The 20,361-nt window shown below is 34.3% G+C and carries 16 protein-coding genes and 2 pseudogenes; 5 read left to right on the top strand and 13 right to left on the bottom strand.

Annotated features, from left to right (window positions below; translation table 11 throughout):
* Positions 1 to 234 precede the first annotated feature (234 nt).
* From IGJ99_RS14775 to IGJ99_RS14725, 11 genes and pseudogenes are all read right to left on the bottom strand, one after another.
* A pseudogene (locus tag IGJ99_RS14775) lies at positions 235 to 480 on the bottom strand (DNA cytosine methyltransferase); the annotation flags it as partial.
* Positions 481 to 606: 126 nt separating this feature from the next.
* The gene (locus IGJ99_RS14770) at positions 607 to 1,059 is read right to left on the bottom strand and encodes a hypothetical protein (RefSeq protein WP_066025978.1); all 453 of its coding nucleotides are present in this window, start codon (positions 1,057 to 1,059) and stop codon (positions 607 to 609) included.
* Between the two features lie 220 nt (positions 1,060 to 1,279).
* Positions 1,280 to 2,782, bottom strand: a complete 1,503-nt coding sequence (locus IGJ99_RS14765) for a relaxase/mobilization nuclease domain-containing protein (RefSeq protein ID WP_438770956.1) — start codon at positions 2,780 to 2,782, stop codon at positions 1,280 to 1,282.
* A gap of 1 nt (position 2,783) precedes the next feature.
* Positions 2,784 to 3,170: a plasmid mobilization protein gene (locus tag IGJ99_RS14760; RefSeq protein WP_086335715.1), complete on the bottom strand. Its 387-nt coding sequence runs from the start codon at positions 3,168 to 3,170 to the stop codon at positions 2,784 to 2,786.
* A 237-nt stretch (positions 3,171 to 3,407) separates the two neighbouring features.
* Positions 3,408 to 3,689: a hypothetical protein gene (locus tag IGJ99_RS14755; RefSeq protein WP_438770955.1), complete on the bottom strand. Its 282-nt coding sequence runs from the start codon at positions 3,687 to 3,689 to the stop codon at positions 3,408 to 3,410.
* Positions 3,673 to 4,509 carry a hypothetical protein gene (locus tag IGJ99_RS14750; RefSeq protein WP_438770954.1) on the bottom strand — a complete coding sequence of 279 codons (837 nt, stop codon included), beginning with the start codon at positions 4,507 to 4,509 and terminating at the stop codon, positions 3,673 to 3,675. The genes IGJ99_RS14755 and IGJ99_RS14750 overlap by 17 nt, the downstream gene beginning before the upstream one ends.
* 478 nt (positions 4,510 to 4,987) lie before the next feature.
* Positions 4,988 to 5,425, bottom strand: a complete 438-nt coding sequence (locus tag IGJ99_RS14745; protein WP_438770953.1) for a hypothetical protein — start codon at positions 5,423 to 5,425, stop codon at positions 4,988 to 4,990.
* 382 nt (positions 5,426 to 5,807) lie between these two features.
* A pseudogene (locus tag IGJ99_RS14740) lies at positions 5,808 to 6,723 on the bottom strand (replication initiator protein A).
* Positions 6,724 to 6,869: 146 nt separating this feature from the next.
* Positions 6,870 to 7,157, bottom strand: a complete 288-nt coding sequence (locus tag IGJ99_RS14735; protein WP_074801917.1) for a type III secretion system protein PrgN — start codon at positions 7,155 to 7,157, stop codon at positions 6,870 to 6,872.
* Positions 7,158 to 7,313: 156 nt separating this feature from the next.
* Positions 7,314 to 8,807: a primase C-terminal domain-containing protein gene (locus IGJ99_RS14730; protein WP_438770952.1), complete on the bottom strand. Its 1,494-nt coding sequence runs from the start codon at positions 8,805 to 8,807 to the stop codon at positions 7,314 to 7,316.
* A 537-nt stretch (positions 8,808 to 9,344) separates the two neighbouring features.
* The gene (locus IGJ99_RS14725; RefSeq protein ID WP_071867349.1) at positions 9,345 to 9,671 is read right to left on the bottom strand and encodes a helix-turn-helix transcriptional regulator; all 327 of its coding nucleotides are present in this window, start codon (positions 9,669 to 9,671) and stop codon (positions 9,345 to 9,347) included.
* A 393-nt stretch (positions 9,672 to 10,064) separates the two neighbouring features.
* Here IGJ99_RS14725 and IGJ99_RS14720 point away from each other — a divergent pair, with 393 nt between their 5' ends.
* The 3 genes from IGJ99_RS14720 (at position 10,065) to IGJ99_RS14710 (ending at position 12,406) form a co-directional block, all read left to right on the top strand.
* On the top strand, positions 10,065 to 11,030 hold the full coding sequence (locus IGJ99_RS14720; protein ID WP_074801911.1) for a ParA family protein: 966 nt from the start codon (positions 10,065 to 10,067) through the stop codon (positions 11,028 to 11,030).
* Positions 11,030 to 11,536, top strand: coding sequence for a hypothetical protein (locus IGJ99_RS14715; RefSeq protein WP_074801908.1), 507 nt, complete (start codon positions 11,030 to 11,032; stop codon positions 11,534 to 11,536). The genes IGJ99_RS14720 and IGJ99_RS14715 overlap by 1 nt, the downstream gene beginning before the upstream one ends.
* Positions 11,537 to 11,863: 327 nt before the next feature.
* Positions 11,864 to 12,406 carry an SOS response-associated peptidase gene (locus IGJ99_RS14710; protein ID WP_371740712.1) on the top strand — a complete coding sequence of 181 codons (543 nt, stop codon included), beginning with the start codon at positions 11,864 to 11,866 and terminating at the stop codon, positions 12,404 to 12,406.
* Positions 12,407 to 12,837: 431 nt separating this feature from the next.
* Here the strand turns inward: IGJ99_RS14710 and xerS are convergent, their stop codons facing one another.
* On the bottom strand, positions 12,838 to 13,923 hold the full coding sequence (xerS, locus tag IGJ99_RS14705; RefSeq protein WP_074801905.1) for a tyrosine recombinase XerS: 1,086 nt from the start codon (positions 13,921 to 13,923) through the stop codon (positions 12,838 to 12,840).
* Between the two features lie 230 nt (positions 13,924 to 14,153).
* Between xerS and IGJ99_RS14700 the strand changes: the two genes are divergently transcribed.
* Positions 14,154 to 14,387 (top strand): addiction module antitoxin, encoded by a 234-nt coding sequence (locus tag IGJ99_RS14700; protein WP_074801902.1) that lies wholly within the window; start codon positions 14,154 to 14,156, stop codon positions 14,385 to 14,387.
* Positions 14,384 to 14,791 (top strand): type II toxin-antitoxin system death-on-curing family toxin, encoded by a 408-nt coding sequence (locus tag IGJ99_RS14695; protein WP_438770951.1) that lies wholly within the window; start codon positions 14,384 to 14,386, stop codon positions 14,789 to 14,791. The genes IGJ99_RS14700 and IGJ99_RS14695 overlap by 4 nt, the downstream gene beginning before the upstream one ends.
* Positions 14,792 to 15,336: 545 nt before the next feature.
* On the opposite strand, the gene IGJ99_RS14690 is transcribed toward IGJ99_RS14695, so the two are convergent.
* Entirely contained in the window at positions 15,337 to 20,352 is a 5,016-nt protein-coding gene (locus IGJ99_RS14690; protein WP_228065639.1) for a WxL domain-containing protein, read from the bottom strand.
* Positions 20,353 to 20,361 lie beyond the last annotated feature (9 nt).

The raw sequence follows: 20,361 nt of genomic DNA, 5'->3' as shown, positions 1-20,361 counted from the left end.
TTTCCACATCTGAAAATAATTTTTTCCTTTGTTTGGGCAACTCTCTGCCGACTTTAACGCGCTTTGTACATCACTATGATTACCCATAATTTTGCACAGCGTAACCTCAGGGTAGGCGTTTCAGGTTGTTAGCCCTTCATTCCACCATTTGAATCATCAGTTCTACTGAACTGAACACATTTGCGTTCTTAAATAATTCAGTGCCTAATCTTTTCAATTAGGAACGCATCGCACGCAAGGAAATCCTCCTGTGATAATGTCCACACGTCCGAATCCTCGAATAGTGTCGTCTGAGATCCTCGTAATATCATGCATTTCCACCTCATTTTCAGTATTAAAGATCGCTTTATAACTCTGTCTAGCATATTTATCAATTTCACAAAAGCCGACACATTTATGTCCTGCTTTTTCCATTCCCATCCGAAAACCGCCTACACCCGCAAATAAATCAATAAAAGTTTGTTGTTTCGATTGTTTCATTCAATATTCTTTCCCACAGCTGTGTTCTCGTATTCAAGCTTGTAAGATAAGAATAATAAAAGAGCGGGTGAAAGAAGGGCATTCAAAAGTCTCAGAAATGTTTAGATTTTTGTTTCTGCTTTAGGACTACCCTCGCTTTTGATCCAGTAATTGAATTGCAGACGTAAACTGAATGAGCGATTTTTTTGAGTCAATCAAAATAATATTCTTCTGATAATGAACTCGCTCGCTGACTAATGATATTGATAAGCCATAAAAATATCGAAGTAAAAATATTTTCCTTCTTCGGTCAGTAATTTCAGGCTTATAAGGGTGATTGATTGAGAGATACCCTTTTATAAATAGTCTGTGTAAATACTCAAACTCTTTATACATTGGATCATTAATTACTTCTGGTGAAACATTTTCTCTGTGTATCATCGAATATGTTTCTTGAATCCTCGGAGTAGCTGGAATCCCAACTTTTTCTCGTAAATTTTTATACTCTGATAGAAATATACTGAATTTTTCTTTGGTGGTTTCCCATTCTATATCCACATCCTTGGGCAATTGATATTTGGCCACATCAAAAAGTTCCATTCGTCCCTCCATAATACAAAAAGCATTACCTCTCAAAAATGAGTAGGCAATGCTTTTATGTTATCATTATTTTTATTATCAGTTGTACCATGATTTTTCCTTCACAGCTCTGGCTCATTGTCTTTTTCCGTTGATCGAAGTTCAGATTTTACTCGAAAAGTAGAAAGATCTTGGGCCACATTGCGCTCTTCAATCGGTTGACAGTAAAGTTTTTTCGTGTCTATTTATCAAGATCAACCGAATCGTATACTGCCTTTTCTGTCAAAATACCCAAGGCGGCATCGTAAGTTTTTAATTGTTTCTCAAGCAACTTTACTTGTTTTTCCAGTTCTTTTTTCTCTCCATGTAAGGATTTTACTTTTTCTATTTGTTCAAGATTGGAGGGATCATACTTTAGTTTTTCATTCGCTCGAAATAACTTGTCGTCCAAAGTTGCTCTTGCTGCTTGCACAATTTCATAATTATCATAAAAGTCCTTCCCTAAAACATGTGGTAGTTGATCGCTGCTTACTTGACTAGTTGACAAAATATTTAAAGCTGTAACCATTTCTCGGACATTTTGAATAGCAGAATTTTTTCGTTTTGGAAACAGTCCGCTTTCTCCAGAAAGATAATTTGCTAAAGAGGCTCCCTTTACAAATTTATTTTTTTGTCCTTTTTCATCACTCCAAAAATAAAAAATATCTTTATAATTAAAATGCGCCTCGTAACGTCCGTCTTCCAATTTCTCTAACATGTAATCAGGAACTTTGACCACACCTGTTTCATACCGGCCATAGGCAATCTTCACATAGATCCCTGTCATCGTGTCTCTTTGTATTTGCCAGGGTTCAATGACAAAGGTTAGATCGGGGAAAGATTCTTTTTCTGCTTTTTGTTCTACATATTTTTTTGCAATATCCATTGCATTGAAAACCGCTTCCGGTTTATTTTTACTTACCCGCTCGATAATATTTTCTTCATTGTAGATTCGTTGTTTTTTATTTATCGTATAATCACGAGCTGGACGTTGTTGTGGCAGATCCAATAATTTGTAGTTGATCACTTTCCCATATTCTTCTGAATTATGATTAGGATCAACATCAATATTTAGAAGCCTTGCCTTCACTAAAAAATCATCCCAGCTTGTACTATGGGTAAGCAAAAAATTTAACCGTTCTTTTAATTCAACTCGATACGCATTCTTTCTTCGATATTCTTGATACTTTTTATGTGAGTTTCTTTTAGGCGTATCGAGGATCATTGCGCCGTGATAGTCCGCTACCTTATCGGAGTAATTTCTTAAATGAGCCGCTGTTCCTCGTTGCCAGCGGAACTTCGTTAAATCGACACTTGAGGTTGTATTAAAAATAATATGGTTATGCAAATGTTCTTTATCTACATGGGTCGCAATGACAAATTCATAATTTTCACCTAAGAACTCGAGCGCAGTTTGTCTCCCAATTTCATGAACTTCTTCAGGTGTGAGATTGTCTTCAGGATCGAACGATTGAACAATATGTCTTGCAATTACTTCCTCAGTCTTTTTTTTATTCATTTTTCCACGGACTCTTTGAGCCAATGTTCTTGTTAAGTTCATTTCAAAAAAAGCATTGTTCACGGCGTTAACTTTATGACCACTCGTTAAAGTTTGGTTTTTTGTTTTTTCTGGATCTAGAATGTATCTTATCGCTTCTTTTAGATATCTTTCTTGCTTAATCGTGAGCGTTTTAGTCGTTGGCACTTCACTCCCTCCTCGTTAGCTTCTGAATTTCTTGTAGCAAAATGTCTTGTGAACGTACATAGTTATTTTGCATTTTCGCGAACTCTGAAACGAGATATTGGATATCTTCTTTTTCTACCAGATCGGTCTGATTTAATTTATGGGCAATCTGGTTGATATTATTGCCAATCATATTCAACTCAGAAACATATTGCCCCGTTTCACCTAAAGCTTCCTTCAAATCTGTAAAATCTATATTGATTACCCATCCGTTAAGGGCCATTAGACGAATATAATTAGTCATTGTTCCTATTCTCGCTAAGTTCATATTTTTCTTAATTCGCTGCTTTTCTTCTTCAGTAACATATACTTTTACTATTTCATTACGGAACAAGTTTTTTTTATCCATTTGAATCTCTCCTACGATAATCACTTAATGCTTCGCAAGGCTATGCCTTGCCCACTCCCGAACCAAAATCTTCCGCCCCTCCTGGGCGGAGTTTCGACAGTGGCAAGCATAGCGAGGTGGTACCACCTCACGAAAAACCAAAAAAGAAGGGAATCACGAAAATCTAAGATTTACGAGTTTCCTCTTTTTTGGTTTTAAACTTGGGGCATGCCCCAAACCCCATTTTCTTTCATTACATCAATGACCTTTTCCGAATTCTTCGAGATCTGAAATGAGCTTTCTGAATGATTGTTCAGATTCGTTTTTTAGTATTTCCTCTAACAAAGCAATGCTAGAAATGTGAATAGCGATTGATTCTTTCTCCACTTTTTCTAAGTTTCGTCTTTCTGATTGCAACTGACCAATCACTGCTTTTACTGGTGGAAGAATAAGTTCTTGAGATTCGTCTCGTTCAAATCGCTGACAAACTTTCCAAAGATAATACAGACACAAAGGTCGCTTTTTAATCAGTTTTATCATCTTCGCTACTTTCTGAATTGCCTTTTAATTTTTCTAAAGTATCCGCTAAATTATAATCTTCCTCAGATCGTTCTTCTTTTTTATTCGCCTTGTCTGTTGCGACATTGTCCATTGCTCGACTTTGGAGTTCTCGCGCACGTTTGATTTCTTCTTCCAATGTTGGTCGAAATTGCTCAATTTCTTTTTCGTACATATGCGCAGCAATCTTTTGTAAAAAATTATCGCTTCGAACAATCAAGTCAGTAAATAATTGTTGCAATTTCACTTTTCCGTTATTCATCGATCGTAACTGAGTTAACAAACTCAAATTAAGAGGCAAAGGTTTAAAACAAAAAACAGTCATCACAATAGAGGCGATACTTTCATTTTCAAATCGAATAATCTCTTCTGACGATTGTTTCTCTTTTTCTAAAAGGCAAACAATCAAATCAGCAAGTGTTTGTTCTTCTCCCTGATTCGCTTTTATTCGAATGGTATGATCTTCAAGGACTGATTCTTCTCTTTCTTCAAAAACAATTGTACGATTCGCAATCTTTTCCAAGATAGCGAAAACTTCTTTCGGACTCGTTTCTATTTTTTTAGTTTCTTCTTTTCCTTGCGTTTCCGTTTTTTCAAAATATGGAACGATTGGGGCATGAGTGATTTGTGTAAGCTGCGTTTGTTTTTCTTTTAGGATCTCCCCAGTTTCACTATTCACTTTTTGTTGGTTTCCTCCAAATAGAAAGACAGGTTCCGCATTATTCTTCAACGTCCTATTTTCTCGAATCCAATCATGGACTTCTTTTGATTCAACTGCTTCTGCACGTTGATAAAGAAGCATCAACTGATTTGAGACTGGTGCTTATGATATAATGCGAATTAGATAGTAAAGTTTATGCGGTGGCTAATCCCAAAAGAAATGGGGTGACGCCTATGTTGTTTTTCGGCTTTATCCCTAGAAAGGAATAAGCGTGTCTGTTTATGAAGCACTAATGTTTGCGTTAGCTTTCGCAACATTGGTCCTTGCAATCAGCAACAACAAAAACGACAAAAAATAACCGTATCATAAACTTTGGCCAGTTTAACGGTTATTCTTTGTAACTGATTCAACTATGCCACCGACTTAAACGGTGCTATCCTAAGGGGAGTTGTTTGCGCAACTCCTCTTTTCATTTGCATTATAACACGAGATCAAAAAAAAAACTATATGGACACTACCTCACCTCTATAAATAAACGTTTGTTCCAGATAGTGTTTCTCCAGCGATTTTCTTCATTTTTCGCCAAAAATCTAAGGTGAAATTTCTCTTCTTTATCCGTTTAAGCCTGTAATCTCAATCGCCTTTCTTCTAAACCTGTATTTACCGTATGTTGCCGAAGTTTTAGTTCATCCATTTTCCCTTGTAATACACGAGACAGTTGCTCCGTTTGTTGTTCATACTCTTTTTTGATTGTCTGATCAACCGTTTCTTTATAGCTATTTTGAATTGCTTCAGTTTCTCCTTCAAGCTGTGTGGTAAAGGACTTTTCTATATTCTGTAACGCTTGCTGGTGTCGCAATTTTTCTTCTTGTACTTGTTGCTGCTTTTGATTGATCAACTGATTTTCTAAATTAGCTAATTCTTCTTGTTTCCTTGCTTGTAAACGCTTCGTAACTGATTCCTCGATCAAATGACGCTTATCTAATTGTTGGATCTCTTGGTTGATTTTCTTCGTCTCTTTCTCAATAAATTTGGTCAATGCTTGTCCAAACTCCACTTTCGTAGATTGAAGAACCTCTTGTACAATCTCATCTGTAGCAACTTCAATTAACTCCAGCCGACAAAAAAGTAGCCCTACAAAAAGCCCAAAATTACAAAAAAGAAATAGAATTCATCGTAAACATGACAGATTATCATGGTAAAAAAATTAAAACTACTGCTGATATTGCTTTGTACAGTCTGAATAATTTAATCACTTCTGGAACACCTGGTGAAGTAGCCTATTTTATAGATTAGACAAAAAAGGTTTTAATTGATCATCAGTCAAAACAGACACTACAGCTTCGCGGGAACACCTCTAGATTTAAGACATACAAATTTTTCTAGTCAATTCCTTCGACCCAATTATGCATGGGTACTTCTGGTAATCCTTCAGTTGATTATGCAAATTTTTTAGCTGCAATCGGATATTCAATAAACCAGTTCTTAACATAGACAAAAATAAGGTTGTGAATATTATCAACTTTTTCTGTTTTTTGCTTTTGATATGCTTTTAGGATTGTTTTATATAATTCATTAGCTACGTCGATTCCGTAATTCCCTATATCTTCAAAAATAACTACCGTACTAGTTTCACTTTCTGCTTTGACTTTTGCATTGTGAATTGCTTTAACTGTTTTTTGAGCTTCAACAAAATTTGAAGAGAATATTTTTATTAAAAGCAATACTTTTTCAGGAACGAATGTAGCAATACTATTGTCTTTCATGATTGATCCAAAGTTATCTAGCAATAATTGATCTTGTAGCTGGTCTTTTTCTATGTCTATATTGTGTCTAAAGAATTATTAGAATAAATTGTCTGCGATTTTCGCAATTACGGTAGAATCCTTGCTATTATAGATTTTTGTTGTATTTGCAATTTCCCAAAATACGGTAGCTTGATTTTGTTCCTCTTCAACAATTTGAAATACGTCTTCAGTTGTTACTTGCGGTTTACCTAAATACAAGAGATTAGGAGTACTTTTTATATGTCAATTCTCTTCATGGATACTACCTTTTTTCTGCTTTAGAAGACCGACTTCTTCTAATTCTCTTTTTATTTTAGAAACTTTTCCTTCACGACATCTTAATAACCCCATAAGCTCAGATACTGTAAAAATAAAATAGATATTATCCTCTTCATCCACCCAATTATTTTTTACAGAATAATCAAAACGATCTTTAAGAATCATATATGCAATTTTTGAATCATTTGTGAGTTTGAAGTATTTTTCATTTGCAAAAAAATATCTTTGGCATTTGATAGTATTTTTCCCTATATATTTCTTTTAACTTATAATAATTAAACTCTGACATTTGATACCTCCACATACTTGGATTACTTTTGTATTTTTAAGAAATATAAAAGTAACTATACAAGTTATTCACCTAATTTGTAAATGATACATAGCAAGAAAAGAAAAAAGAGATTTTCCTCCTTTTTCTTCAAAATCAATCAAAAATTAATCGATATTTTCCTTTTTCTTTTTTGGATTTAATCCTTTTAAAAACTTATCCTCCAAGGCTAATAGTTCATCATAAACACTCCCCATAGACTGCCCTGATGATAAACTTAAACAGTACAAAAAATCGCAAGGTAACGTTGCTACAGAACGATTTCGGGTCACCCAACTTGCCACAGTAGACTGTCTATAATCATGAATCTCACAAAATTGTTCTACAGTCATCCCTAAGCCACCGATAATAAAAACATTGATAGGATAAGGATAAACATAAGTATTGACACTCATGGTTAGTAAGTCCTCCTTTAAGATATATTATTGCACATGCGATAATAGTACCCCTCTTAGTAGAACAAAGCAAGTAGCGGACAACTATAAAACTCCCATAAGAAAAGAAACAGTATCAAAGATATATTGTAAAAGGCAATTTGCACCTTTTATTTTTTACCCTGTATCTAATTCAAAAAGATTCACTTCTTTAAGGGGGGCCAAAGTAGCTGATAATTGTTTAAATGTCTCTTCTACCAAGCTCCCGTTTAATTCAAATACCTCTGTGATCCTTGTTGAATAAGCTAATCTGTTTTCTTTTCTTAATTGAATGACCTTCAAGAACAACATTTTGACTGAAGCAATGATCATTCCGCCATTTCTTCCTCGTGTTATCTTGTAGAAAACCTTATTCTCCTCTCTTAACTCGGTTAAGATCTTATCAAGTGTTCGCTTGGGCATCATGAGTTCTGAAGCCAACTCTTTTTTAGACATATTCAAATAAGGCTCACTAGCATGACTTTTTTCGCTTAGATAAGCCAATAGATCTTCTTTCCATTCTTTTTTATGACTATATTTTCTTTGTTCTCTTGGCTTTTTAAATTTCCACCAACCACGACGTTGAATAAACAAATCTTTCTCTTGCAGTCCTGCAGAGATCCATTGCTGGCACAGCTCTAAAACAAAATCACGTTTTGCTGCCTGGTACATTCCAGAATAAGCGCTCATAACGATTTTTCTTACTTCCGCTTCAATCAAAGGTTCATTTAGTCGCTCATTAAACTCGAACATGTTGTATTCACATGTTTCCAGCGCATATCCCGAAGAGAAATAAGCAAGAGCCAATGTGAAAATCACATTGTTTCGACCTAAACGGCCCTCTCCACCGATAATATCTGCTTTACGTAATAATAGATCGAACCAGGGTTCATCCACTTGTCGATACTCTTTTTTCTCAGGGAAAACAACAATTTTAGCTTCTCGTTCCGCTTCAGTTTTTTGACTAGAAGCTGTTTTCATTGACCAATTCAACCATTCTGAAAATGCGTATTGATAAGCTTCCTCGTAAAAAACTATATTTTTTTTATTTGGAAAACGTGCAATTCCAAAGTGATTACAGCCCACATCAATTCCAGGTAATTGCTTTGCTAATTGCTTACGAATCGTTGTAGAAATACGTTTTGCAACTTCGACTACCTTGAAGTTGCTCTTTTTCGTTACGTAAGCTGGGCTACTTAATACGAAATACACTTGATAGCCATGATCAGACTCTAAAATCATTGTTGGCATATAACCAATCTGATCTAAACAAGCAAGAACGATCTCCCCTTCATGATTAACTTTTGTATCGATATCTACAACAAAAGTATTGATTTGGCTTAAATTGTTTTCAGAATGTCCCTTAACTACTGAGCGATTCTCGTCAGCATACGTTCCATATCGATAAACATTAGGAGTCCAATGTGTAAGTTTATTTTCGTTTTCAAGAATTGCTTCTTCAGATGTGATCACCATCCCACGTCCAGCATTCATTAATTGTTTCGTACGGAACGCAAAGATAGCACCATTCCTACTCGTATTTTCATACTGAATAGGCTTAATGGTGCTGTTTCGATATTTATATGTTCGAATACCACTTTTCAAAAGCGTTGTATATAAATTAATCAACATCAACTTTACGTCCTTCCCACAAATTAAAAGAGAACACATCGAATACCTGCCGAAACAGCTATACTATGTGTTCTCTCATCAATGTTGATTAATATACTCTTAAAAAGCACATCAAATAAACGTTTTTATGTTGAGTTGCTCGTCTTTTTTTGGTAGAATATAGGTAATCGGAATTGAGTTCCGAATCCATTTAAATATAAGTAGTTGGTAGCTACTTACATATTCTTGAGACGAGCGTGAACACATGTCTGATCCATGTGATTCAGAAAAATTAGTGGGGTCCAATCCATTAACTTTTCCGTCTCTTTTTTTATGTAATTTTCTAATTCATCTTACCTCATAAATCTTAAATCTGTAAATAACGAGTTTAATGGAAAAACATCTGCTATAAGAAAGAATGCCTACATATCAACCTTTTCGTAACCTGAACGAGTGGGTTCTAAATAAGGAATATGATTTTCTGTTAATAGAACATGACTATTGGTGTATATTTTGATTTTTAAAACGTTGAATATGTAGGTTATTAATTAAAGCTTCTTAAAAATCAAGAACATTAGCACCTTTCAACCTAAATAGCTCCAATTCTTCCTCTGATTCAATCGATTGAATTAAATGATCAACCTGCTCTAACTCAAAAGAATGATTTTTTAGAAGCGGAGCATATAAACTAAACATTGTTGTTTCTAATTTATCTAACGCCTCTTCTCCAAAACTTCTAGATCCGTTATAAAATTCTCTTACATAACTTGGCGCTAAGCCAATTGCTTTGGATAAATCAATTCTGCTTATATGGTAATTTTGTATTAAAAATTTTAATACAAATCGATCGTATTCATTTCTAAATTCTTTTGTTTCTTTCTTCATAACTTCAATCTCCTCATTGTTGAAAACAACAACACTAACTTAGTGTTTATTCTAGCATTATCTTTTTTATTTTACAATCAATTTTACTAAATAAATTAACTATGATGGTAGCTGAAACAGTACAAATACAGGGTTATTTTAGATAGTAATATAATATATTACTATTACCTTACTATTATATTACTTATAGTAATAGTAATATAATATATTATTAAAATCAAAACACTTAGAAAGTTCACTGTTGTTGTTGAATTTAACAATGGATAATGGTATCATTTGTATAAGTAATAAAATATATTACTAAAAAGTAATATATTTTACGACCAATTTATTATTTTTATATTACTATAAATATTACTATTATATTACTTTCGGATTTTAGGAGGGATTTATATGGCTGTAGCACTAACAGTAGCTGCAAACAAAGGTGGGGTTGGTAAAACTCTGATTACATTAAATCTAGCAGGAGCTATTAGAAGATCATTTCCTGAAGCAAATATTCTTGTAGTTGATACTGACGCTCAAGGAAATAGTACAAAATCATTTCGTGTAAAAGTTGGAAAAAATCAAAATACCATTTACGATGTTTTTATGGGAAATGCCACAGTTGAAGAATCGATTGTTCATACATACGATGACCACATCGATGTTTTACCTGCAAATTCAGATAATAATTATCTTGAATTTGATAAGATGGAAGAATTTCGTGATACTATTTTGGAATGGTTTATTTCCTTATTAAAAAAATTTAAAGATAACTTATCTGAAATTATGACTATTTCTGGCCTTAAAAAGAGGATGAACAAAACGATTGATCCAAGTGCTAATTATTTTAATGCTTTAGATGGAAAATTTGATGGTGTAATGGACAAATATGATTATATTATTTTTGATACTCCGCCCGAACTTAAACAAGTGACATCATCCGTACTATCCATTGCCGACGTGGTAATCGTGCCTTACGAGCCAGATCTTAACGGTGTTGACGGAGTAACTCATTTAATATCACGCGTAAATACATTAAAAGAAAAATACAATCCTTCACTACGTATTGGTGGTGTACTAGCAAATAAAGTATACAATACAAATTTACACGCAAAAATGATTAATGCAATGATGAAATATACTAATCGAAACAATTACCATTACTTTGATTCTGAACTACCAAGATCAATTACATTTGCTGACAAGTTAGTTAGAAATGGTATGCCTATAACTATGAGTACTCCTGAAAATAAGTTTGCTCAAAATTTTTACAAATTATTGAACGAAATGAATGATTTAGGGCTACTTTCTAAAGAAGGAAAAGTACTTGAATTCCCTCAACAATTTTACATCGAAAGCGACGGTGACGAATAATGCCTAGAGTACCAAAAAACAAACCTTCAGGTGACTTTGAATCTTTTTTTGACGATGAATTAGAAGATTTAGATACTCCAGAAGACACTATCGATAGCATTTCGGAAAATGAAATAGAAACAAAAAATGAAATTGTTGAAAGTATATCAGAGAATTCTACTAACACAACTCTGTTACCTACTCAAAATGAAAGTCTTGGTATTACTCATGTTGCAGCAGATAAATTTGGTTTAAGTAAAACCAAAAAAAATCAAGCAAATGAGCTTGTCGCTAGAACTTTGAAATTTGATACAGAAACCTTAAGACGTGTAGAAGATCTTATTTATAAAGATCAAAGACATTCGAGAAAAATTCCTGGTACAAAAGGATTTCTTTCAGATTTTATGGATAATGCAATCTGGCAACATCTTTACCAACTAGGTTTAGCTACTGAAGAAGAAGTAAATGAACATCTCAAGGACTACAGCAAATATCCTTTAAATTTTGATAAAAACCAAGAGAAGTAGCGGTTAAAAAGCCACTTCTCTATTAGTAATATAATAGTAATATATTACTATTATATTACTAAATATATAATGTTACTTTTAGGAAAAATATTGTAGATAAACATGGTCGTATACGTGTTTATGTTTACTCAGCTTTGTTAATCAATTTTTTTCTCTTTGTTACCAAAATAATAGTAAGTCAAATACAAACTTGTCGAAGACTAATCTGTTTCTAGGAAAGGAGAAATCAGATAAACTTAAATAGTAGTGAAAAAAGTTTATTTGTAAAGAAATAGATCTATAATGGATGTTTTAAGCAAGCACTCATATTAATGGAGGTGAATGTTATTGTGCGGACGATATTTTTTTGATTTAGCATCTAATGAACTTAAAAAGTATCACGATCAAGCGGAAACAAAAGCAGCTGACAAAGATATACGACTTGCTACCAATGAAGTATTCCCTTCAAATCATGTAGTGACCCTAGGACTCAAAAAAGAGGCTGAAGTTATTCCTGGTATCATACGTTGGGGTTTTGAGGGAATTAAAAAAGGACAGCTTATGATAAATGCACGGTCAGAAACAGTAAAAGAGAAAAAAATATTCTCGAAAGCTTTTAGAGAATCCCGCTGTATTTTTCCAATGTCTAGTTTTTATGAATGGAATCACAACAAGCAAAAATTTTTATTCAAAGGAAAGGAGAACAGTACTTTATTTGTTGGTAGCTTTTATCGCATCCATAGAACTGAATCAGGATTTGAAACAGAATCAATTATATTGACGACCAAACCAAATACGTCAGTAGCTTCAGTACATGATCGTATGCAAGTAATTATAGAAAGATCCTCAATCAACGAATGGCTTAATTGGAATTTGCAAAAAAGCATGTAAACAATGACATGCCAGAATTGGAATGCACAATGGTATGAAAAATGTAACGGTTCATAATCACGAAAACGCCCTTGGAGAATCTCTACTCTCTAAGGGCTTAATTTATTATATAATTTTATAGATAACATAATAACTATTATAACTTATAGACAACTTTAGATTGAATCAATAGACGATAGCAAGTTATCTATATTATTTGCTACCATAATTATTAGTTCCGGTAGTAACTTTTTCACGGATAATAATAGGACTAATTCAATTAAGGTAGTAGCATATAATATATTCTTCCTGGGTGATTTTTACATGAAACAACTTAGTAGCAATATAATAGTAATATAATAGTAACATAATAAATTACTATTATATTTCTATTATAAATACTTTTATTTGAATTTCCACTTCAATACTATTTTTATAATTTATTCGATTACTTATAAAGCATTCAACGCATCAATTGTAGCAGCATTATCAATATGCGTATACAAAGTCGTGGTAGTAGTATTGGTATGGCCTAATTGCTGAGCTGTAAGAACAAGTGAATTAGTTTGTTTATATAACCTTGTGGCTAACGTATGGCGCAGCTTATGAGGACTAACTTGTACTTTGAATCCCTTTGAATATTTAGCTACCATACGCTCAATTGCTATGCCTGTCATTCTTTTGGATTCACCTTTATAAATAGTCAAGAACATGGCTTTCTCACTATCAGTAGCCTTATAACGGCTACTACGAATCGCTAGATAGTTTGCTAAATACTCCATAGCAAAAGCAGCAATATTTACCGCATCTCTTTTATTTCCTTTTCTAATCACTATAACTTTATTCTTATCCAAAGACAGATCATCCACATTTATATTTACTACTTCAGACAATCGTAATCCAGAACCTAAGATCAACGCATTAATAGCAAGATCTCGCTCAACGTCACGTACGTAATAAGGAAGAGCCTTAACGCTCAAAGAATCCTTGTATTCAAACTCAATGTAATCTAAGTAATTTTGAGTATCTTCATCTAAAAATAGTTGTTTTTCAATTGCATTTGCTCGAGCTGCAAGTGTCGTTCTGTCTGCTATTGTCACAACTTGTTCCATAGGATTAGTAATTAGATAGGGCACACCATTAGGATTATTTGAACTAGAAGAGAGATACTTGAATAAAACCTTCAAAGCAGTAATATGTCTGTTGATGGTTGCAACAGATAATCCTAAATTATTGCTATCTTGCAAATAGTATTTCGTAGATACTTTTTTTATATTCTCTTTGGAGCGTCGTTTTAGATGTGATTTATATAAATTTAATTCATAAGGAGTCAATTCTCTCAATGAATGAATAGAAGTATCTGCTATAACAGCTTCGCTAATTAACCATTGAAAAAATAGTTTATAATTTTTCAAATATTCCAGTGTAGTTTGTGGGGACTGATCTTGGTCATCACGAGCTTGAACAAAGTCTTTTATATAATTTGGCATATGACTTAATAATTTATCAATTTTATTATACGTATCTTTATAATTCATTAAAATCCACCTTTCCTTACAAATAGGGGAGGGAAGCCCTTTGTAATTGGACTATACCAATTTAAACGAGATATGTCAATAAATAAAGAACCTTTTTTAAAAAAAGTTTTGTATCACTAACTATAAAGAAAGATAAATCTTTCTTTATAGTTAGACATGAGAGAGACTACAATTGATTTAAAATCAATAAGCGTATATACTGTATATACATATGGAAAGGGGAGAAGACTATGACAATCAAAGAAAGAAAATTCAGAGAAGTGGGGAACTCAGTAGTATTAACTATTTCAAAGGAGTTTCTTAAAGAAAATGGGTTAAATCCTGGAGATACGGTTTTTTTAGATGAAGAAAAACTTCGAGCAGCAATTATAAAAAAACAAACCTTATCTGATGAAATTGATGTAGCAATATCTCAAGCATTAACTGAATATGATACTACTTTTATAGAGCTTGTCGATAAATGAGTATTTATTACCTGGAAGCTAAAGATATTATAAAAATGAATGTGATCCAAATAAAAAAATACTCTCCTAATGAACCCATTGGCGTAAAGGACGTAAATACTTTAGAAATGTGTGTAGGGCAACTTCAAGCCTCAGCTTTTGGTGAAGAGGTTTATCCTTCGATTTATGAAAAAGCAGCTATCCTACTTGTACAATTGATAAAGAAACATCCTTTTCACAATGCAAATAAACGTACTGCTTTCTTAGCTACTTTTGTCTTTTTGAAAATCAATGGACAGCTTTTAGCTATTGATCAAAAAGATGCTGTAAATTTAGTGGTATATATTGCTACATATGATAAGGATTTTGATCAACTAAAATATGAAGTAATTAACACTATAAAGACACATACGAAATCCATTTAAGGAGTTGCTGTATGTGTCTTTATAGTGTTATTAGCTGCTATAGCGAAAAAATTGTAGTAAATTACAAATAGCTATAATTCAAACCCAACTATATAGAAAACTATAATTTTCTATATAGTTGGGTTTTTAGCATCCTTGTCTCCTGTCTTTAGAATTTAACATTATTCGCTCTATTTTTTAAGGTAGCTATAAAATATTTCAATTGATTAGAATCCTTTTAATAGCATTGATATCTCCCATCACGGTGTATATAAGATATACAGAACAAGCACACTAAAGAATATTGAGCAGCTTCTTGGCATTTTTATATCACATTTTGAACAGATTCAGCTTGATGGAAATCATGTGTCTACCTTGATAATTTTATATCCATATCAGTCAGATTTATAAGGTGATTTACTCACAAAACTAGTCCGTGATCCCTTGTTCTTAGTTCCCAAGTATGTATCATGCTTTTTTCGATTTAGTTCATTACTATAGATAGTAGTTATTGAGTATTCGCTTTCCTAAAAAAGAAAAAGAGCCGAAGCTCTTCTTCTAACTTATCAATTATTGGGTACCATACTTAATTCCCAGGTTAAAGTCGTTTGGTAAGTGGTCGCTTTCGGAGCAGCTATTGGTGGCACTTCAAGAACGACACTTTCCCCAGCATTTTTTCTATCCCCAAACCGATAGATCCAAGTTTCTGCACCTTGACCATCTTTGGCTGTCAATAATTTTGTCTTGACTCCAGGAAGCAATGCGACTCTGTCAGTCTCATTTAATTCAGGTTTTCCTGTCTCTTGGACAGACGCTAACTGTTGATTGGTCAACTGTAAACTAGCTCCCTTTAGTTTATGATCATTTGGATCTGCGAACTGTCCGTTTTGGGTCACTGACAATACCCAACCGTTACGTGTGTCTCCTAGCCTTCGATCACTTATTTGAACATAATTTGGTCGTTCTTCCTTCTCATCGATGCTCCCGTCCTCATTCAATAATCGTTGTGGTTGAGCATAGTAGTTTTGCGTTCTTGTAGAAATACCTTGTTGGCCAAAGGTAAATCTAGAGACAAAATCTATACTTAATTTCCCCTGATTTTCAGAAAGCACTGGTGGATTTTCAGGTTCTACTTTTGTTTCAGGACTCAATGGATCAACAGGTGAGACTTTACTTGCTAGCTCAACAATATAAGTTCTAGCACTTGGAAAAACTGCATCATGATATTTATAATCCTCCATTTGAGGGTTTCTATTTCCATTATCATTATTAGTTTCTGGTCTTTTAAAAACACTAGTTATAGTACTATAACTATCAATTACGGCTCCCTGATTATCTTCCATCAAAACTTGCACTTCATCACTTTCATTTAGTTTAGTTTTTAGTTCGAAAGAAAAACTACCATCATTTCCTACTTTCTGTGTCGCTATATGCTGATTATTAATATACAACAACGCATTATTTCCAGGAATGTTTATATGATTTGGTAATGCCTTAATGGAAGTGGTCTCAGTAGTTAACTCTATAAAGTGGCCAAAATCAACTAACTCTGGTGGAGTTACATTTATAACCGTTATTGGACGGATCTTTTCCAATTCTTCTTGTGATAGGGATATCCCTCCCTCATTCATTCCTCTACTTATTGATACAAATTCAATAATTGTACCTTCTTTGAGGAGATTTTCAAATTCAAAAGATACTCTTCCAGCTTTTCCGAGAGCGTTATTTTCTTTTTCTTCCCATGTTTGGATCGGTGATTCGTTCCCCACCGTAGAAGCCGTATAATTATTAGAATTATTGTCGGGATCCGTTACTTTTATTTCGACAGTAATTTCATCCGTACCAGCTTCCCTTATATCATCTAATCCTTCTTTATAAGAAAACTCAGCTATAAATGATTGATCTGCATTGGTTGGTTGCCTAACTCCGTCTAAAATAGGAGCTGAATTATTAGCAGATATTCTGGATACTCTTCCAGATAGTCCAGGTAAAGAGTCTGTTAGGTTCAGATTATTACTCGAAGATGCGGAAACAAAATCTCTTCCTTCATAAGCGACATCAATTTTCTCAAAGAAACCTATTTGGGGATCATTATCAAACTTACTTCCAGTGGCCCATGCGGAAAAAAAAGTATCTGTTATATTTAAGCTAGATCCGTTTTTAGTTCCAAAAATATCACCTCCATCTTTCCTGACGTTTTTAAAATCAAAATAGTACGGGGAGTGTACATTGAATTCCATAGTGTCTTGGGCTACGAAAACCCCCCATTCACGAGTATTAATTGAAGAGCCTTCAGCATAAAAAATAGTATCCGCTTTTTGATTAAATTTTAGATGTCCACCATCAGAATACAAAGCTGCTGCATAATCATTCGTTAAACGTAATTGTGACCTAGCTCTATCCGCACTATTATTATCGATACTAAAATTATTCTCTCCATTCCCAAGATAAATAGTAGAATAATTTGATGAAACAGAGCCACTATTAGGACGATTGGTATAATGCCTATTATTTAAGTTGAGAGTTCCACCACTTGTAATAATAATATTATTGTTAGAACCACTCATAGATAGTGCTCGAGTATTAGTCCCAGGATTATCAAACTCTACGTGCTTGCTAGAAATAGATGAATTATTTCTTATATAAACATCATTTGACCCCGTAGTAATATCAATCAAAGGATTATTTCTTCTCGCTGAACTCTCAATATCTATTTTCGAAAAATTATCTACTGTAAGCTGTGCATTAGTCGTGCTCATTCCAATAGAAGTACCATATAAATTCTTACTGATAATTTCAGAATTATTCTCCACTTTTAAATCTGCAGACTCTCCATTCATAAAAATACTTCTAGGTCCACCCGATAAAACATCAATGGATATTTTAGAATTTTTTGAGACCTCTAATATTGGTGAGGATCCAGCTATTCGGATGGAGTTATTATTATCAATTGCTGCAGTATTTGTGGTACTCTGTGCTCTAATCGATAAGTTTGAGTTATCAGTTACCTTTAATGATGGATTAGTATTCCCATTTCCGATTAAGATATTTTCATGTATGCCGTTTCCTCCAGCTATAGACATTTGGCTGTTATTAGTCAATTCTAAAAAAGAATTTTGCCCATTCAACGTTACTCCATTGGCTGACCTCATATTTTTGATGTTGATTTCACTATCAGATGAAAGGAATTTGGGTTTGTTACCCGTGATTTCTACTCCATAACCAGTTGTACCAATAAAATCAATAAGACTAGATTGTGTATTAACTAAAGCATTGTGTCCAGATAGAGATATACCTGCACCCTCTGCAGTATTAAGCTTTAGATTTGATTTATTAGCATTTAGCGTGCTACTTTCTCCATTTAGATTGAGTGCTCGACCGGATATTGTATTTATATCTAAGTGACTGTCATTTAAATTAACTTCCGCATTTGTACCGTTTAAATATAGTCCGCGGCGTGCATTAGAAGTTACAGAAACATTGAGCTCTGACCCACTGGTAATATTTATTTTTGGTTCTACTCCTCTTAAATGAATAGCATTATTTAAAGTGTCTGTCGGAGATCGAGTAGCACTGGATGTTGTAACGGACAACTTTGAGCCACCTGTAACGGAAAGCTCTGGACGCGCATTATTGTCTCCTATTGCAACGTTTTCTAACGTCCCAGTTCCACCACCATTGATGGACATCTCACTTTTATTTCTCAAAGAAAGTAACGCATCTGTTCCTCGTAAAATCATTGCTTGAGAAGGATCAGTATCCGTCATTTCAATGCTACTCTCATTCATTAATACCTGTGGAACTATTCCTTGTAAGTAGATACCTCGACCTGTAGTAGCTGTCAGAAAAAATTGTGTCTGATTTAATGACAACTGTGGATTATCGCCAATTAAGTTTATTCTTTGACCTGTAGTACTTGTAAAACTCCCGGTCCCCTCCTCATAATCAACTTTAGGTGAATCACCAGTCAAGGCAAGTGTCGCTCCTGTTGTTGAGCGAATGTCACTATTACTTTTAGTGGCCGAAAACAATGGCTCACTACCTATTAGACTAATTGCTGCGTGTGTAGCAGAGGTCACAGATAATTTTGAATCAACAACTATTATTTTAGGATTATTTCCAGATAGATATATGCCTCTTTTAGCAGCCGTGCTTGTAACCGTTAGCTCACTAGCTGAATTAACCGAAATTTTAGGACTTGCGCCGCTGAGTATAATAGCATTATTTGTTGTAATGGTCGGAGTTGCTGGAGTTCCAAACGTGCTTATAGATAACTTCCCATTTGTTTGTAAAGCTATTTCGGATTTTTCTCCTCTTAAATCGATCGTATTTGCCGTCCCACCAGTTGTCATAATCGTAATTGCTGAGCCAGCTTCTATTACAAGTTTTGGCGCCGATACTAGGGCTGAAGAAAAGAAGATAGTCATATTACCTCGGCTAATTGTCACTTGTGCTTGATTTACAGCTTTGACTTCTTTTGCTTCAATAAAAGCCGCAGAAGAAATTATCCGCGTAAAATTGGAGTTCCCACCTGTAAAAATAATCGTTCCATCTGGCATAGAAGCAAGTCGCATCGTATTTGCGTTGACTTCTGCTACATCTTCTATTTCTAATACCCAATTGCGACTAACTTGCGTTGTTGCATTGACTAAAGGAGTAGTGCCAGTCTTTGTGATTGTTGCGTCCTCTATCCGAAAGGTCATTGGTTCACTCACTTCTGCTAATTGAAAATAAAAACTATTGTTACCAAAAGTCAGCGTATGACCGTTTCCTTGTATCTTGATTGGTCGATCGATCGTCATGATATTTGCTGTAGTTTCAGTTAAACTCGCTTGAACAGAGATAATTCCGACTTCAGGATTTGCAACTGCTTCTCTAAATGCAGCCATTGTTGCGACTTCTGCCGTATTTCCTTCAAAGACTGTCTTTTCGAATTTTTTGTTCTTAGAAGGAATTGATTCTTCATTCGATTCTTCGGTTGCTATAAGCGCTTCTTTTTCTTCTGATTGTTTCGTTGTATTCGTCTCTTCATTTGCTTCATCAGACGAATCCTGATTCGTTTCTGATTGATCTTCAGTCTCCGGTTCTTCCTTTTTCGATATTTCAAGTGTCGCAGTTGCTTCTTCGACCGACACCTCATAGTTGCCTTCAGATTCAAATACCACAGGAAGTACAAACGTTTGTTGCGCACGCTCCGCTTGAATCACCCATTCACCTGATTCTTCTTCTTGATCGATGGTAATCCCAGCTTGTAACTGATCTTTTCCCAGCTTTGCTTCCTTCGAAAGAGTAATCCTTGCCTCTGACACCTCTTGATCTGAGAAAAAGGTCACCTTCAATGGCGCTTCAACCGTTCCTTGCAGGCGAGAGTGAGGAAAATAAAAGCGAGGCTCGCTTTCTTCTTCCACTTCCAGGTAGTTTTTCATGGTTGGAAGTTCCAACTGTTCTTCTTTCTGTATCTGCCCCGCTTCTTTTTTCTCCGTAGTTTCCGCATAGACGATGCCTACTGGCAGGAGGAATGCATGTAGAATAAGAATCGTCGTCCCTAAAACGAGCATTCCTTTTTTCATTAGCTTTCTCATGGAATCCTC

Origin of the sequence: Enterococcus sp. AZ095b (genome assembly GCF_051714725.1) — a bacterium.
GTDB classification, from domain to species: domain Bacteria; phylum Bacillota; class Bacilli; order Lactobacillales; family Enterococcaceae; genus Enterococcus_B; species Enterococcus_B pernyi.
This window is presented reverse-complemented; position numbering and strand designations above follow the sequence as displayed.